The following is a 15,803-nucleotide window of genomic DNA, read 5'->3' on the forward strand; positions in this document are numbered from 1 at the left end:
GCTTTCCTCGCACCTGAAAACGCTCAATGTTACACAGCTGCTTCAGCGCCCTATGATACTCCTCAATATACCAATGATGGCTGTGTAGCCTGTCAAAGAGTGATTTCGATAACGTTTCCGGTTCTGCATCAGGCGTGCAAACAACGTAATGGCGCGGCTCGTTTTTTAGCCACGTCCGATAAAGTCGCGCAAACCCAAAGTTTTGGTGGTAACGCCTGATATCATCCCCTCTTCACGCAATAACCCCATACCAATAGCATGTGCGGCAGTAAGAATGGGGCCAGGTGTCCGATAGCAGCGGTGCATCACCGTACTTCGTTTTATGCCTCCCTCATATTGGCCTTGCAGCAAGGAAGAGAATGACTTACCAAACACTTCTCGTGCAGTTGGGATCGCGAGGGAATCCAGACATTGAGCTTCATCGTAGGCCCATATTAAACGCCGGAGGTCTTGACTGGAGTCGTTGCTTTTTTCTTCTGGCTCAAACAGGGAGAGGGTTTCTGATGTTGCTATCGGCTTACAGAAGTTATAGGCCATCCAGTAAAAGGGTTGCACGCCGTGCTCTTTATACTCTGGATTGAAGACAAGGTCCTGGCCTTCATCAATGAGAATGGCATCATAAAGCGGTGGAATCTTAGAATGAGTGCGCTCCAGCCAGCTTCGCATATCATTGATGGCTAATCCAAGCCTTGCCGCTAAGTACATGACCAAATGAAAACATATATTTTCTTGCTGGCGGGCCTTGCAAGGACTGTAGGCCAACTTGGAAAGCAAATGGTCATGTACTTATGGGTACATCTTTTGGAAAGTCCGTGGGTATTTTTTTACGGCAACCAACCGTATGGCAAACTTCACTATAGAGGCCCGGCTGGTCTTTTGCGCCCCAGGCATGGAACACTTTCAGACGCCTTGTTTCGGGATCATAGGACTGTTCACTGTTGGTGAATTGACGAATGTAGCGGTCTATCAGGTCAATAATGCTGCTATAGAGGGATCGGGTGAAAAAGACTAAGGCAATATCCCAGTCCGGGTGCTTTAAGTGCATTTGAGCCGCTTTTTGACACAGTAATACCGTTTTTCCTGAACCCGCAATACCACGGATACGCTGAGGGCCTTCCGGGATCTGCTTGGCGGCAGCTTCTTGCTCACTATCAAATACGGCAATGGTTTGTCGGGATTTTATCAGGCTTTCTGCTTTGGTTTTAGTAGAGGTTTTTGTGCCGGACTCTACGGGTTTAACGACAGGCGTATTGCCTGCCACGCCGCGCAGTCGGTGCCATTTGCCATCATCGAGCACTTGTCCTGGTTGTACAGGGGGCGTTTCAGCGATGATAGAGCCGAACCCTTTTTGCAAATCGTCTTTGAAAATAATGGGAGGGCAGCAAGCGAGCTGATCGAAGCCTTTGTCTTTCCATTCATGTCTGTAGATATTGGGCAGGGCGACCAGTGCCCGCCCAGCTACCCGACGTCTGATTTCAGGCTGGCGGTCAGCCATCGATAGAAAGTTATATAAATGGTTTTCTGCCTGCTCGTAAGGGTTGCCGCAGTCTTTATAGAAATGGTTGTAGCTCCACCGGTGCCCGTCAATGGAATGGATCTGATCAATCGTTAACCCTTTTACTTCAATAATGATGATACCCAGCCGTTGGTGTAGCATCAGGATATCAGGCTCTTTTCGACGCTCACCAACGTTTGAAAATAAAGGGTATCGCCAATAAGCAAGGCAGGCATCGTGAGCAAACGCTTGTGTCAGGCTTTTCCACACCCTTTTTTCAGAGGATAGTCCGGACTGTGGGAATTTCTCGGTAACGATAAAGGTACTATCAGGCATAGTGTATCCGCACATCAACGTTTTATTCTATGTCACCCCGTATACGCGCGAGGCTCTGAATAGAACCAGAGCGTGACTGGCAGCGTTATTCGAGGCAGTAGGGACAAACTAAAGAATAAGTGTCGTTTTAATCGTTGTATATCTTTTTTTGTGCCCATTACTGTTTTGACATCCTAATAACGCCTCATAGCATCTATTGCATGTTATTTGGCTGGTGGATGGTATTTGTAAGATTATTACTCTCCCAAGGAGTTGCGCCAACCCATTGAAGCAATAAGTATAAATACGTATTTCTTGATTGTTTTGAGTAGTCGGCTGATATAGGATATATCCCTACAATCATCGATAAAAACAATAAAAAGTGATGGTGCTCCACAATATCACCGCACTTCATGGGCGGTAGCGTGCCTAAATAGTCAGTCCTTGCGGGACGTCTGTTATAGGCAAACCTTTCCTCATTTTTCCATAGCCTCTCACCTTGTTGCTCAGCCTGTCGTAGTAAACGATAGACGTATTTTGCCGTTCGTTAGCGTTACTCTCTGAACGGTTTCGCTGTTTGAGTGTGTCACAAGACATTCATGTACGCTCTAACAGAGTTTTAGGGTTGAAATAATGATAAAAACAACTTTTTCCCTTACATCCCATCTGTTATGCCGCTCTGTGCTGATACCTGTTAGCTGCTCGATGATGCTTAATGCATCATCCGTCGCCGCTGATGATGACCCTCCCGGATTAAAGCCTGCCGATCCTGCCATCGCACAATACTTCAAGCGGCGTGACAACTTCAATGATTTCAAGCAACGCCGGGAGGAATTTTACCGGCAAATGAAAGACGTTGAGGCTCTGGTGGAGGAAACGCCAGAGACAAATGCCGGTGAATCTCTGTCCGACAGCCGAAAAGCCCGCATAGCAGCTATGAAACAACGGTTTGAAGAGCGCGCGCAGAAGCGGCAGGAGAGGCGCGGCCGGTTAGCCAATCGCGTTAAACCCTCTGAAACATTGTTTCGTGAGCGTTATGCTGAGATTCAGAAAAAGTTGGAAGCCTATCGCAATGCGAGCAATAGCAGTGATCGCCGAGCGTCATTGGCGGCGCTAAAAGAAGAACTGCAAGCCCTGAAGAAAGAGCCAAAGCAGCGCCAGAACAGTTATCAAAAGGAAGTCATCAATGATAATGAAGACGCTACGCGTAAGCCTGACCCCACAAAACTGAAGCATTTCCGGGACAACTTGCAAGTACTGCCTGATGCATTAAAAACCAGTAGCCTGGTCGAGGAGGAAGAGTCATGGTCGCTGCAAAACATGGCGCAACGCTCTCTTTTTACGATCCTAAATACCCTGATTCCAACAGCCAGTGCTGCTGACTATCGTCGGCCAGAGCCTGGCTCTGGTGTACAGGCATGTTATGCCAATGGTTCAGCGCATCAGGCCAATATTGCTGCTGACCTTGATATTGCCCAGCCCGAGTTAGCGCTAGATCCCGAAACCTACGCAATGGTGACAGCGTTGGCTGCCGAGCTGAATTACTCGCCAGTCAAGATCTACGAGTACGTTATCAACTCGTTTGATTACGAGGTTTACCTGGGTTCCGTAAAAGGCGTTAAGGGTATGTTGGAAAGCGGTGCCGGTAATGATGTTGATCATGCAAGCCTGCTGATTGCTTTACTTCGGGCATCAGGCATTCCAGCGCGGTACACGGCGAACCTTGCGATTATTGAAGACAAACCAGCCCATAATAACTGGCATCGGGCTGAGTCGTTCAAAGCAAATTGGGCGATGCGGGGGAAAGGTGCTCGTGAAGCTTATCCCTTCATGACGAGTGACAGCGAAAGTGTAAGCGAGTTTGACGCAATCAATGGTGTCGATATTTTTTATTCGGCACAAGCGCAAGTCACCGCCTGTGTCCCGGCCAATAATTACCGGGGTTCGGGGAGTACGCAAGAAGGTTACCGCTGGTTTACCCTTGATGCCAGTTTTAAAGAGTATGAAAAAATCGAGGGCGTGAGTGAGTCCGTTAATTTTGATACAGCGGCTTTTTTATCACACAGAACACGACAGCGCCCGTTAGATGCTTACGAAAACCAGTTAATGAGCAGCGTGGCTGCCAAGCCTGATAGAGAAAACGTGGCATTAATGGATATTGGGCACCGTTGGGAGAAAAAGCCAGTAACGGTGGATTTTTTGCCCGATAGCTTACCCTATCTGATTGCTCTCACTGTACCGATGGAGCCACCTACAGCGACATTACCTGAAAAATGGGAAATGGCTGTACGTGTGACGCTGGGCAACGAAGCGCCGCTTGATATTCCCTTGCGAGACTTCGCGCGGCATCGAATGACATTGTCATTCGAGGGGGTGTCTGCCAGTGATAAAGCGTTGTATAGGCAGTTTATTGATGGTGAGCATGTTCTGAGTTGTGAAACCGATAATATGTCGGTTCAGCCTGTCATTAAGCGGGACGGTACAGTGATTCACACCTCGCCAGCAGTATCCTTGTGTAAGAGCAACGAGTTCCAAACCATTCCGTTTGACTTCCAGGTGTACTCTGCTGACATTGGCCTGTTTGGTGAGTCGTTTGGCAAGTTCGCGTCAACGGTTAACCATTATGCGTTTACCGCTTACCCCTTTAACGGGTCAAGCCATTATATCAACAAGCGCAGCAGTCGTTTGCTCAATAGCGTCAATCAGTATTCAACCCCTTCTGAGAACCCTGATGAGACGATCGGCGAGTTTTTGCATATCGCGTTGACTAAATACATGCGCTACGACGAACAAGCAGCAAAACGGGTGGCCAGATTGCGCGGGAATACACCAGCGTTTGGCTTTAATATCGGGGCCACCATTGCCCGTGCCGATGTGCGGTATGTGGGTGATAAACCCTATGCGTTGCAATCCTATCGGTTTATTGCGGATATGCCAGGGTTTACCAGTGTTATTGTCAATGGAGCCGGTGAGCTGGATAGCGTAGGGCAAACGTTGCTGATGTATCAAAGCTCACACAGTGAAACCTATATTTGGCAGGAAAATGCTGAGATAGATGCCATTAGCACGATTACCGGCCTGCAAATTGCCAATGAGCTTGAGATACCCGTTCAGCGTTTTAACGACCTGAACGCGCTATTAAGTTTTATTCAGCGATGCTCACCTGAGATTACCGAGCATTGTTACGATGATGAAGCTGTAAGCGGTATTGCCAGTTACTTTCTGGGCACTCAAGCGCCTGAGCAGGTGCGGATGACGATTCCTCAAATACCCATCAAATACAGCTCCTGGGAGGGCTATGTCTACCTTGGGGAACTGAAAAAAAATATCACCAGTGATTGGTTTGCCAGTGCTTTTATGGTGGATCTTTATGATGGTGGAATTGGTCTTGAGAGTAATGGGTTGTTTGTTCAGCAAACGCCCGTGTACTCCACTGGGATGAATTTCGGCCTGAATCTTGGCATGGTGACGGGCGAGACTGGCTACCAGGTGCCCGTCAGTGACAATGATCTCAACATGGATATGTCGTTTCTTTTTCAGCGTGACCCAAATGTTGGCTCTGGTATTGGCTTGGGGAATTCACCCCTCAGTGTCAATGGTGGTGACCCGGTGAATATGGTCACCGGAAACATGTGGCATGAAGAGACGGATTTTCAGCAGGCAACCCGTGGCCTTGATATCATTTTTAAACGAACCTATAACAGCAGCGATGTACGAACCATTGGCCCCTTTGGTACAGGTTGGACCCATACCTTTAATCAATTCCTAGAATTCAAAAATGGGGTGGATGATTTCGACCGGCATATTGTCTGGCGTAACGGTAACGGCTCTGAGAAACTGGTAAAAATTGCGCTGGAGGACACTGACTGTAATGGTGATGCCACGTGTAAAACCGGGGCGCTGAATATCACCGAAGGTAACACAACGATACCGAACGGGTTTTACTTTTCACTCTCCCGGCCTCATACCAGTGGTACGCTTGCCGGTATTGTGATTACAGAGAAAAGCGGTATTCGCTACACCTTTGAAAACGTAAAAGGGGAAGCTGGCGATATCGCCCGGCTGACGACGATTACGGACCGAAATGGGTTGTCCATTCAATTAACCTACGAAGGGGACCGCCTGATCACGATCAGTGACGCGGATAATCGTACCGTGACGTTTGGTTACGATAATGGTTCATCGTTGATTCGTACCATCAGCCTCGATTGGGCGAACACGGTGTATGAATATGTGTACGATGACCAGGGGCGGCTGACGGGCTATCGCAACCCCAAAGACCGCAAAGCCAATAAAAACAGCACCACCTATACCTATTACGAAGACGGCGAAGGCTATAACGTTAAAGATCGGATGAAAACCTTTGGCTATGCCAACGGCTATCAGATGACCTTTGAGTATTACGCTAATGGTCAAACCTATCGCCATTACAACAGCAAAGGCGAAACGGCTTCTTTTACCTATAACCGCTTTTTACGGGAGTCAACATTCACTAATGAGCGGGGCGGTATCGACCGGCATATCTTTGACCCGAATGGCTCCATTGTTGAAATGACCGGGCCGGAAGGAGGCAGAGAACGGTATGCCTACGAGCATCCAACAGACCCTATGCTGCGGACGAAAGTCACCGATGCCATGGGTTATGTCACGGAGTACGGTTACGATGATAATGGCAATTTAATCTCAGAAACCTTACCTTCCGGCGACAGCGTGGAGTACCTGCGCTATAACGCCTTTGGTCAGCCACAGTTGATTAAAAATGCACTGGGTAACTACCGGCTGAACCAGTTCGACAGCCAGGGCAACCTGACGGATAACATCGTCTTTACAGCGGGCTTTGGTGCCACGGTTGACCCTGCCAGCTTTAATCCCCAAAGCCAGGCAGCGAATATCCTGAGCTGGACCCGTTACGAGTACGATGCCAATGGTAAACAAACCCATATGCATCAGGTGCGTGATATTGCCAGTGCCAGTGGTGGGCCTTCGGTGCAGTTTGATTACACCGATGCGGAGAACAAAACCGAAGGCATTGTGCCTACCACCATTAGCTACAGTGGTGATGTGGACGGTGATGGTTCAGTCGCCTCCGATGAAGGATTAGGCGTCTATCACTTCCGTTATGACGCGTTGGGACGCCTGGTCGAAGGCGTAAACGACGCATTTTATCCGGTAAACTTCCGTTACGATGATGCTGGCCGGATTATCGAAAGTGATGCCCCTTATGGCGGTAAGCAGCGGATTCAGTACGATGCCAGTGGCCTGCCCATTGTGCAAAGCCTGATAGCCCCTGTGAACGGCCGTGTCACCATTGCTGATAACGCGTTGTCGAGCTATGACAGCGCAAACCGTAAGGTCAGCGTAACGGATGCGGCCGGTGCCGTCAGCCACTTTGAGTACGATGCCGCAGGCAATATGACCAAGGCCACCTCGCCGGATGGTTTTACGGTCTACTTTGAATACGACGGCAAAAACCGGGTGACCAGAGCCTATGATGAAGAAGGCAATACGGTAAAAAGAACGTTAGATCTTGTCGGGCGTCTGCGTACACTCACAGACCCCAACGGCAATACCACCAAATACACCTATTATGGCCCTGATAACAATGGACGGTTAAAAACCGTTGAAGATGCCGAAAAGCGTAAAACCACCTTTGAGTACAATGCTGCCGGGCAAGTAACACGGGTTGTTGATAATGCCAACCGTGAAACCTTGTCGGAATACGATGCGTTAGGACGAGCAGTCAGGGTAGTCAGCCCGGTTTATGAGGATGCCGTGTTGGGTGCTGTGCGACCGGTAACAACGTATACCTACAATACGCTGGGGCATCAAAGCGCTGTGTACGCTGGTTATACTACCCATGTCACGGGTGTAGGTGGCAACGATCAGTTGAAGGTGCAAGCGACTTACAACTATGACGACTATGGCCGTGTGCTGAAAAGCTGTGATGCATTGAATCAGTGCAGTACACAAACCTACGACAAGCATAGCAATGTACTTACCAGCACCACGCCAATAGGACAGGTGACCACCTATGACTATGGTGTCGGCGGCTTGCTGATTAACCAGCATACAGCAGGCGTGAATGGTCAGGCCGATGAAACCATCAGCTATCAGTACAATGCTCTGGGTCAGCCACTGGAAGTGATTTCCAATAACGTCACCTACACCTATACCTACGACCGGGCTCACCGGGTGAAAACGGTCACGGATAGCCGGGGCAATAAGTCGGTCAGTTACGATTACAGCGCTGGCGGATTGCTGAACCAGATACAAGACAGCAATGGTAACTCTACCCGTTATCTGTACGATCCGACCGGACGATTAACGGGTATCCGTACTGCGGATCAGGGCCTGGTCAGCTACATCTATGATGCCGGTGGGCGGTTGCAGCAGAAGGTGTTCCCCAATGACCTGACAACGGCCTATACCTATTTTAAAGACAATAAAATCAAATCAATCACGACGCGTAAAGGGAGTGAATGGCTTTTCCATTATAGCTACGAATATAACAAAGCCGGGGAAACATCCCGTTTCATTCGTAACCGGCCTGATAGGGAAAAGGCGGAGGAAATTGAATATGAATACGATGGTTTGGGGCGTCTGACAGAGGCCAATGATTATGTCACGGTAAAAGAGGTACTCGAAGGCGGAGCTATTCGTCAGTACGGCAAACGCACCCCACTGGATACCATCAGCTACGACCCTTACGGCAACCGCCGTGAGCGAACCGTTGACGGTGAAACCCATGTGTACAGTCATAACGATTTGCACCAGATCACCGGCATTAAAAACAAGGCAACAGATGCCGATATAGCAACGTTTGCCTACGATGCCAACGGTAATATGGTCAGCAAAACGGAAGGAAGTACCGTTACTGCGCTGAAATACGATGCGTTGGATCGTTTAACCTCTGTTAATAAAACCGGGCTACAAAACGAAACCTACGCCTACGATCATGGCATCCGTCGGATTAAAAAGGCAGTCGGCAGTGATGTCCAACAGTTCCACTACAGTGGGCCGGATATTATTGCGGAGTATGGTAGCAACTGGGATACGGCAAACGCCGTGTATAGCCATGGTGCTGCTGTTGATGACCCGCTGCTGCGGCTGGCAGCTAACGACCCACGCTACTACCACGCCGATGGTTTAGGCTCTATTACTGCGGTCAGTAATGGCAAGGGTGAGATAGTTGCCTCCAATGAGTACGACCACTGGGGCAATATCACGGCGAGTACCGGTACCACGCCGCAGTTTGGCTATACCGGCCGGGAACCCGATGCAACAGGCTTAGTCTACTACCGCAACCGCTACTACGACCCACAAATAGGTCGCTTTACCCAGCTGGACCCCAAAGGGTTTATTGATGGGGTGAACCGGTATACCTATGTGATGAATAGCCCAGTGAATTATGTTGATCCTTGGGGGTTGAGTGCTGGGAGAGCAACGGATAGTTGGGATAACTCGGGATTTGATTTTAGAAGTGTGGGTGGGCAGTTACTAAATGGCATTGCAGAGTACTCTCCTTTGCCTATCCCAAGTATAATCGCCAATGGTGCTATAGGTGTAAATGCGGCATTGGAAGGTAACTGGGCAGGAGTCGGGAATGCTGCTTTAAATATATTGATGTCACCGGTAAAGTCAGTTACCAATACGTTGAAAGTTGGTGGTAAAGCTGTTGATCTTGGAAAATCTGCATATAATAAGATTGCTGGGGTTTTTAGTAAAAGTGGCGGAGCAAAAAAAGAGTCTAATCCATTAATCGAAGCTTTATCTAAGGCCGAGCCTACACAAGGTCACCCTAATCAGCTGATGTATAAATTAGATGATGGTAGTAAACTATTATTCAGAAAGGATTTTGACGACAAGGCTCATGGCCTTGGAGGCCCGTTTCAAGGAAAAGGTGATATTGACCACTATAATATCCAACTACAAAAACCAAGAGGTGGGAAAGATATAGAAAATTTACATATTATTCCTGATGGTAATGGTGGATTTATAAGGATGGATAAAAATGGAAAGATTAAAAAGTAATGATATGAGCTGTAAAGTCGAAATATTTGAAGATAGCGATGATTTAGTGTCTGAGGAGAATTTTGAAAATGATGATCATAATTTGTTGGTTAAGGTTAATGTAAATAATGGAGACGTTTATTTTGAATTTTCATCGCGATTAGCAATGTATGATTTTGCTAAAAGCATGATCCATGATGCAATATTTAATGATGGTGGTATGACGGAACTATACCCTTTAGGTTATGATAATAAACTTCATATAGTAAATGGGGTTCGTTTAAAACTAAATAGTTCAAGAGTTTTTGTTAACTATCCATGTAAATAAATTAAATGATTCGTTCCCACGTTCCGGCGTGGGAATACTGCCCGACTTTGAGGAAGCAAAGGGGTCAGGTCTAAGGAAGCAAAGGGGTCAGAAGCAAAGGGGTCAGGTCTTGATTCTTGACAAGTCATAAACCTGCTCTACGTTTATACTCGTTGTTGATGGTTTTGGAGTGTAGATGTGAGCAGGCCTTTGCGGATCGAATATGCTGGTGCGCTTTACCATGTGACTTCACGAGGGAATGAGCGTCAGCCAATTTATCGTGAAGAGAAAGATTTTGATCTTTTCATTGATGTCTTAGCTAATGTTTGTAGACAGTTTAACTGGGTTGTTCATTCCTGGTGTCTGATGACTAATCATTACCATCTTGTCGTTGAAACACCCGATGGAAATCTTTCAGCGGGTATGCGTCAGTTGAATGGTGTTTATACGATGAAGTTTAATCGTCGTTTTGCTCGGGTTGGTCATCTTTTTCAGGGGCGGTACAAAGCTATTCTTGTTGATAAAGCGGCCTATCTTTTGGAATTAAGCCGTTATGTTGTATTGAACCCTGTTCGTGCTCATATGGTTGATGACCCGGAGGAATGGCAATGGAGTAGCTATCTCTATACTTTGGGGGTAAAACCATCGCCTGACTGGCTGGCAACGGATGCGACGTTGTTGCAATTTTCACAAAAGCGTGAGGTAGCCTGCGATCGTTTTTCTGAATTTGTGCGGCAAGGGGTAGGGGTTAATATCTGGTTAAACCTCAAACAGCAAATTTACTTAGGGGATGATCAGTTTGTTACAGCACAGCAAGCCTATATAGAGCAGTCGAAAAACAGTGAGGCATTATCTGAAATACCTTTTAAGCAGCGGCGTAAACCTGCTAAGCCATTGGCATATTATAAGGCGGGTTATGATTCTGTAGAGGTGGCGGTATTTGCAGCTTTTTGCTCGGGTAGTTATACACAAAAGGTCATTGCTGATTTTTTCGAATTGCACTACTCGACAGTGAGTAAAATGATTGCGAGGCAACGTTCAATATTCAAGACCTGACCCCGTACGCCTTTGACCCCGTACGCCTTGACCCCGTACGCCTCGAAAGGGTTTATTGATGGGGTGAACCGGTATGCCTATGTGATGAATAGCCCGGTGAATTATGTTGATCCCTGGGGGTTGAGTGCAAGTGGCAGAACGATTGACTTTAATAGTGCAGGCTATAAAGGACAGAGTAATACCATTGATCCATACAGTATTGGGCAGACAAACTTTTTAGAAACATTCTTTCCTTCTATTCATCAGCCGATACAGGCCCAGCCGTGGAGTGCGGCTGAAGCCGACGCTTACTATAATTCACCGGAGTTTCAGAAGCAGGGGGCTGTTGGGGATGTTTATGTTGTTGACTTACTTGTAGGTGGAGCTATTGCTAAGGGAGCTGGAAAAGCAGGAACTCTTGCTATAGGGGTATTGGGAAGGACAGCAAATAAAATACCAAATAAATTTTACAAAAGAGGTGGAGGTGCTAATGCTGATGACTTTATTTCAGTGCATGCCCAGAAACATATGTTTGATGCAGGCCGAGTTTCTACAAAGAAACGTACACAGTTTGGTGAAAATATAAATGTCCAAGCTCTTGTTGATGATACTATGTCCAGTGATATGAATGCTGTTACAACTAATGGGATAACAAAATATAAAAAGTCATATGATTTTAATATAAGCACTCCTGATACACCTACCGGAGAAATGCGAGTTTTTATTAATCATAATAATCCAAGTCGTTCATCCCAGTTCCCATACTTTGCAAAGAAGAAAAAATAATGAATGAGATATCGTTGTCGGCAATAAAAATCAATGACAATAAAAAGGTTGTTATAGATGGTGTTGAATTTAATAGAGGGGTGTTAGTTGATTTAAAAATTGATAATAGATGTTGTAGGTACTTTGAACATATGGAACATTCAGTTGTTGTACTTAGAGAGTTAGTGAGATCCCTTTCAGGAAATGGCTGTTATCTCATTTTTACATCAGCCTCCGGTATAGCTGATGATGGTGGCTGGGAGGGGGTTACTGTCACTTATATGAATGATGTTGTTAATTGGGATTTTGAGATTGAAGATATAGAGTATCACTATGAATTTGATTTACAGCAATATAAAAAACAAATAATGTCTTTGGAGTTGAGTCTTGAAAAAGTAATTAATGAAGTTGAACCTACGGAAATTTATTTTCCTGAGTCTTGGGAATGAGAAATGGTTTAGGTTGTAGATTATATGGATGCATGACTCGTTCCCATGCTCCCGCGTGGGAATGCATACCTCTCGATTGGTAATCCAACATCAATAAAAAGGAATTCTCGAAGGCGGAGCTATTCGTCAGTACGGCAAACGCACCCCACTGGATACCATCAGCTATGACCCTTATGGTAACCGCCGTGAACGAACCGTTGACGGTGAAACCCATGCGACTTTGAGGGTCAGGTCTTGATTCTTGATAGGATTTCCAACTCCTCGTTAGTTTTTAAGATTCAAGACCTGACCCCGTAGTTCTTTAGTTTTTAAGATTCAAGACCTGACCCCGTAGTTCTCAAGACCTGACCCCGTAGTTCTGACAGCGCAAACCGTAAGGTCAGCGCAACGGATGCGGCCGGTGCCGTCAGCCACTTTGAGTACGATGCCGCAGGCAATATGACCAAGGCCACTTCGCCGGATGGTTTTACGGTCTACTTTGAATACGACGGCAAAAACCGGGTGACCAAAGCCTATGATGAAGAAGGCAATACGGTAAAAAGAACGTTAGATCTTGTCGGGCGTCTGCGTACACTCACAGACCCCAACGGCAATACCACCAAATACACCTATTATGGCCCTGATAACAATGGACGGTTAAAAACCGTTGAAGATGCCGAAAAGCGTAAAACCACCTTTGAGTACAATGCTGCCGGGCAAGTAACACGGGTTGTTGATAATGCCAACCGTGAAACCTTGTCGGAATACGATGCGTTAGGACGAGCAGTCAGGGTAGTCAGCCCAGTGTATGAGGATGCTGTGTTGGGTGCTGTGCGACCGGTAACAACGTATACCTACAATACGCTGGGGCATCAAAGCGCTGTGTACGCTGGTTATACTACCCATGTCACGGGTGTAGGTGGCAACGATCAGTTGAAGGTGCAAGCGACTTACAACTATGACGACTATGGCCGTGTGCTGAAAAGCTGTGATGCATTGAATCAGTGCAGTACACAAACCTACGACAAGCATAGCAATGTACTTACCAGCACCACGCCAATAGGACAGGTGACCACCTATGACTATGGTGTAGGCGGCTTGCTGATTAACCAGCATACAGCAGGCGTGAATGGTCAGGCCGATGAAACCATCAGCTATCAGTACAATGCTCTGGGTCAGCCACTGGAAGTGATTTCCAATAACGTCACCTACACCTATACCTACGACCGGGCTCACCGGGTGAAAACGGTCAAAGATAGCCGGGGCAATAAGTCAGTCAGTTACGATTACAGCGCTGGCGGATTACTGAACCAGATACAGGACAGCGATGGCAACTCTACCCGCTATCTGTACGACCCGACTGGACGGTTAACGGGTATCCGCACCGCGGATCAGGGCCTGGTCAGCTATATCTATGATGCCGGTGGGCTGTTGCAACAGAAGGTGTTCCCCAATGACCTGACAACGGCCTATACCTACTTTAAAGACAATAAAATCAAATCTATTGAAACCCGCAAAGGGGACGAACGGCTTTTCCGCTATAGCTACGACTACAACAAGGCCGGTGAGACATCGGATCTTATTCACTACCGGCTTGACGGTGTAGAGCCCACACACACGAAATACGACTATGACGGTTTAGGGCGTCTGATTGAAGCGAACGATTTTATTCAGGTTTATGAGCAACTCTGTGAGACCTGTCCAATCAGTCTTCAGGGCAAACGTACACCATTTGATACCATCAGTTACGACCCGTACGGCAACCGCCGTGAACGAACCGTCAATGGTGAAACCCATGTGTACAGCCATAACGACTTGCACCAGATCACCGGTATAAAAGACAAAGGGACAAATGCGAGCATTGCCTCTTTTGCTTACGATACCAACGGGAATATGGTGAGTAAGACGTTTGAAGGGAAAACAGCCACCCTTGGGTATGATGCGTTAGACAGGCTGAATGTTGTTAGTATCAGCGGGCAGGCGGAGAAAGCCGAAACCTATGCTTACGATCACGGCATCCGCCGGATTAAAAAGACAGTTGGCAGTGATGTCCAGCAGTTCCACTACAGTGGGTCGGATATTATTGCGGAATATGGCAGCAACTGGGATAGGGCAAACGCCGTGTATAGCCATGGTGCTGCTGTTGATGACCCGCTGCTGCGGCTGGCTGCTAACGATCCACGTTATTATCACGGTGATGGTTTAGATTCTATTACTGCGGTCAGTAATGGCAAGGGTGAGATAGTTGCCTCCAATGAGTACGACCACTGGGGCAATATCACGGCGAGTACCGGTACCACTCCACAGTTTGGCTATACCGGCCGGGAGCCTGATGCGACAGGCTTAGTCTACTACCGCAACCGTTACTACGATCCGCAGATAGGCCGCTTTACCCAGTTGGACCCGAAAGGCTTTATTGATGGGGTGAATCGCTATGCCTATGTGATGAACAGTCCGGTGAATTATGTTGATCCCTGGGGGTTGAGTGCAAGTAACCCGATATTTAACTTTGATAGTGGCGGGATAGGATCAGGGCAGAATAATACGATTGATCCATACAGTATTGGGCAGACAAACTATCTGGAAACATTCTTTCCTTCCATTCATCAGCCGATACAGGCCCAGCCGTGGAGTGCTGCTGAAGCCGACGCTTACTATAATTCACCGGAGTTTCAGAACCAAGGTGCTCTTTCTGGGACGTTTGTTGATGACTTGACCCCCGCTTATACGATAAAACTTGCTAGCAAAGCGTGGAGTATTGTTAAAAAGGTTGTAGATATTGAAAAGAAAGCTCCAGATGTGAAGTGGGGAGCGCAAGAAAAGCATTTTCCTGGTCATAATTCTTATACGCCGGGTCGGAGTACTATGACAAGTGATCCTTTAGAGCTGGCTAAAAAAGCAGGACAAGGGCAGCAAGTAGGAAAAATACCGGTTGGTCAACCGGGTTCAAAAGAACGTATCAATTTCGGAGAAAATATAGGCACATATATTGATAAAACTGGGAGTTCCTCTCCTACTACAAATGGTATTATTCATTACTCGAAAGATGGGATTCACATCGTACCAGCAAGGCCTTAACATGTATAGTGATACAGTTTTAGCGAGACTATCTATCCAACGAGCACTATTGGGTGAGATTTCTTCTAACCTTCGAGCTGTAGTGTTTTCTAAAAACGATAGATATATTGAAGTGAGGTTTTACTTTGATGGGATGATTTCTGATGAAGATAAAGAGTCCGCTTCTTGTGTTGAAACAGAGATCATTGCTGATTATGACGTGGATGATATTATTATTGCTAAATGTATAAGGGTTGATATGCCAAAGCCAATAGATGATGCGGGTCACTGGGTTTATAGAAGGCGGGAGTGATAGAGACTAAGGGGGCGGTCCTTGCATTGAGCATATGCCTTAATTATTGAGTCGCTCCCGCGTGGGAATGTATACATC

The 15,803-nt window shown here is 46.9% G+C and carries 9 protein-coding genes and 1 pseudogene; 7 read left to right on the forward strand and 3 right to left on the reverse strand.

Annotated features, from left to right (window positions below; all coding sequences use genetic code 11):
- The 3 genes and pseudogenes from V4C51_RS17875 to V4C51_RS04435 form a co-directional block, all read right to left on the reverse strand.
- Positions 1-220 (reverse strand): annotated as a pseudogene (locus V4C51_RS17875) (IS701 family transposase); the annotation flags it as partial.
- On the reverse strand, positions 166-711 hold the full coding sequence (locus tag V4C51_RS04430; RefSeq protein WP_330924923.1) for a hypothetical protein: 546 nt from the start codon (positions 709-711) through the stop codon (positions 166-168). The pseudogene V4C51_RS17875 and the gene V4C51_RS04430, both read right to left, overlap by 55 nt.
- A 67-nt stretch (positions 712-778) precedes the next feature.
- Positions 779-1,831, reverse strand: coding sequence for an NERD domain-containing protein (locus tag V4C51_RS04435; RefSeq protein WP_330924924.1), 1,053 nt, complete (start codon positions 1,829-1,831; stop codon positions 779-781).
- 612 nt (positions 1,832-2,443) lie between these two features.
- Here V4C51_RS04435 and V4C51_RS04440 point away from each other — a divergent pair.
- The 7 genes from V4C51_RS04440 to V4C51_RS04475 all read left to right on the forward strand — a co-directional run bounded on the left by V4C51_RS04440 (position 2,444) and on the right by V4C51_RS04475 (position 15,725).
- Positions 2,444-9,841, forward strand: a complete 7,398-nt coding sequence (locus V4C51_RS04440; RefSeq protein WP_330924925.1) for an RHS repeat-associated core domain-containing protein — start codon at positions 2,444-2,446, stop codon at positions 9,839-9,841.
- Positions 9,822-10,148 (forward strand): hypothetical protein, encoded by a 327-nt coding sequence (locus V4C51_RS04445; RefSeq protein ID WP_330924926.1) that lies wholly within the window; start codon positions 9,822-9,824, stop codon positions 10,146-10,148. The genes V4C51_RS04440 and V4C51_RS04445 overlap by 20 nt, the downstream gene beginning before the upstream one ends.
- A 177-nt stretch (positions 10,149-10,325) precedes the next feature.
- Positions 10,326-11,183: a transposase gene (locus tag V4C51_RS04450; RefSeq protein ID WP_330924927.1), complete on the forward strand. Its 858-nt coding sequence runs from the start codon at positions 10,326-10,328 to the stop codon at positions 11,181-11,183.
- Between the two features lie 84 nt (positions 11,184-11,267).
- Positions 11,268-11,948, forward strand: a complete 681-nt coding sequence (locus tag V4C51_RS04455; protein WP_330924928.1) for a hypothetical protein — start codon at positions 11,268-11,270, stop codon at positions 11,946-11,948.
- Positions 11,948-12,376, forward strand: a complete 429-nt coding sequence (locus V4C51_RS04460; RefSeq protein ID WP_330924929.1) for a hypothetical protein — start codon at positions 11,948-11,950, stop codon at positions 12,374-12,376. Before V4C51_RS04455 ends, V4C51_RS04460 begins: the two co-directional genes overlap by 1 nt.
- A gap of 438 nt (positions 12,377-12,814) precedes the next feature.
- Positions 12,815-15,433: an RHS repeat-associated core domain-containing protein gene (locus V4C51_RS17795; protein ID WP_420797632.1), complete on the forward strand. Its 2,619-nt coding sequence runs from the start codon at positions 12,815-12,817 to the stop codon at positions 15,431-15,433.
- A 1-nt stretch (position 15,434) separates the two neighbouring features.
- Positions 15,435-15,725, forward strand: a complete 291-nt coding sequence (locus tag V4C51_RS04475) for a MafI2 family immunity protein (RefSeq protein WP_330924930.1) — start codon at positions 15,435-15,437, stop codon at positions 15,723-15,725.
- Positions 15,726-15,803: the final 78 nt, after the last annotated feature.

It is taken from the genome of Candidatus Sororendozoicomonas aggregata (assembly GCF_031528575.1).
Taxonomy (GTDB): Bacteria; Pseudomonadota; Gammaproteobacteria; order Pseudomonadales; family Endozoicomonadaceae; genus Endonucleibacter; species Endonucleibacter aggregata.

Bases quoted from the DNA above. Each gene is read 5' to 3' on its own strand.
- V4C51_RS04460 (WP_330924929.1), top strand. From the start codon at position 11,948: ATGAATGAGATATCGTTGTCGGCAATAAAAATCAATGACAATAAAAAG.
- V4C51_RS04475 (WP_330924930.1), top strand. From the start codon at position 15,435: ATGTATAGTGATACAGTTTTAGCGAGACTATCTATCCAACGAGCACTA.
- V4C51_RS17795 (WP_420797632.1), top strand. From the start codon at position 12,815: ATGACCAAGGCCACTTCGCCGGATGGTTTTACGGTCTACTTTGAATAC.
- V4C51_RS04435 (WP_330924924.1), bottom strand. From the start codon at position 1,831: ATGCCTGATAGTACCTTTATCGTTACCGAGAAATTCCCACAGTCCGGA.
- V4C51_RS04440 (WP_330924925.1), top strand. From the start codon at position 2,444: ATGATAAAAACAACTTTTTCCCTTACATCCCATCTGTTATGCCGCTCT.
- V4C51_RS04445 (WP_330924926.1), top strand. From the start codon at position 9,822: ATGGAAAGATTAAAAAGTAATGATATGAGCTGTAAAGTCGAAATATTT.
- V4C51_RS04455 (WP_330924928.1), top strand. From the start codon at position 11,268: ATGAATAGCCCGGTGAATTATGTTGATCCCTGGGGGTTGAGTGCAAGT.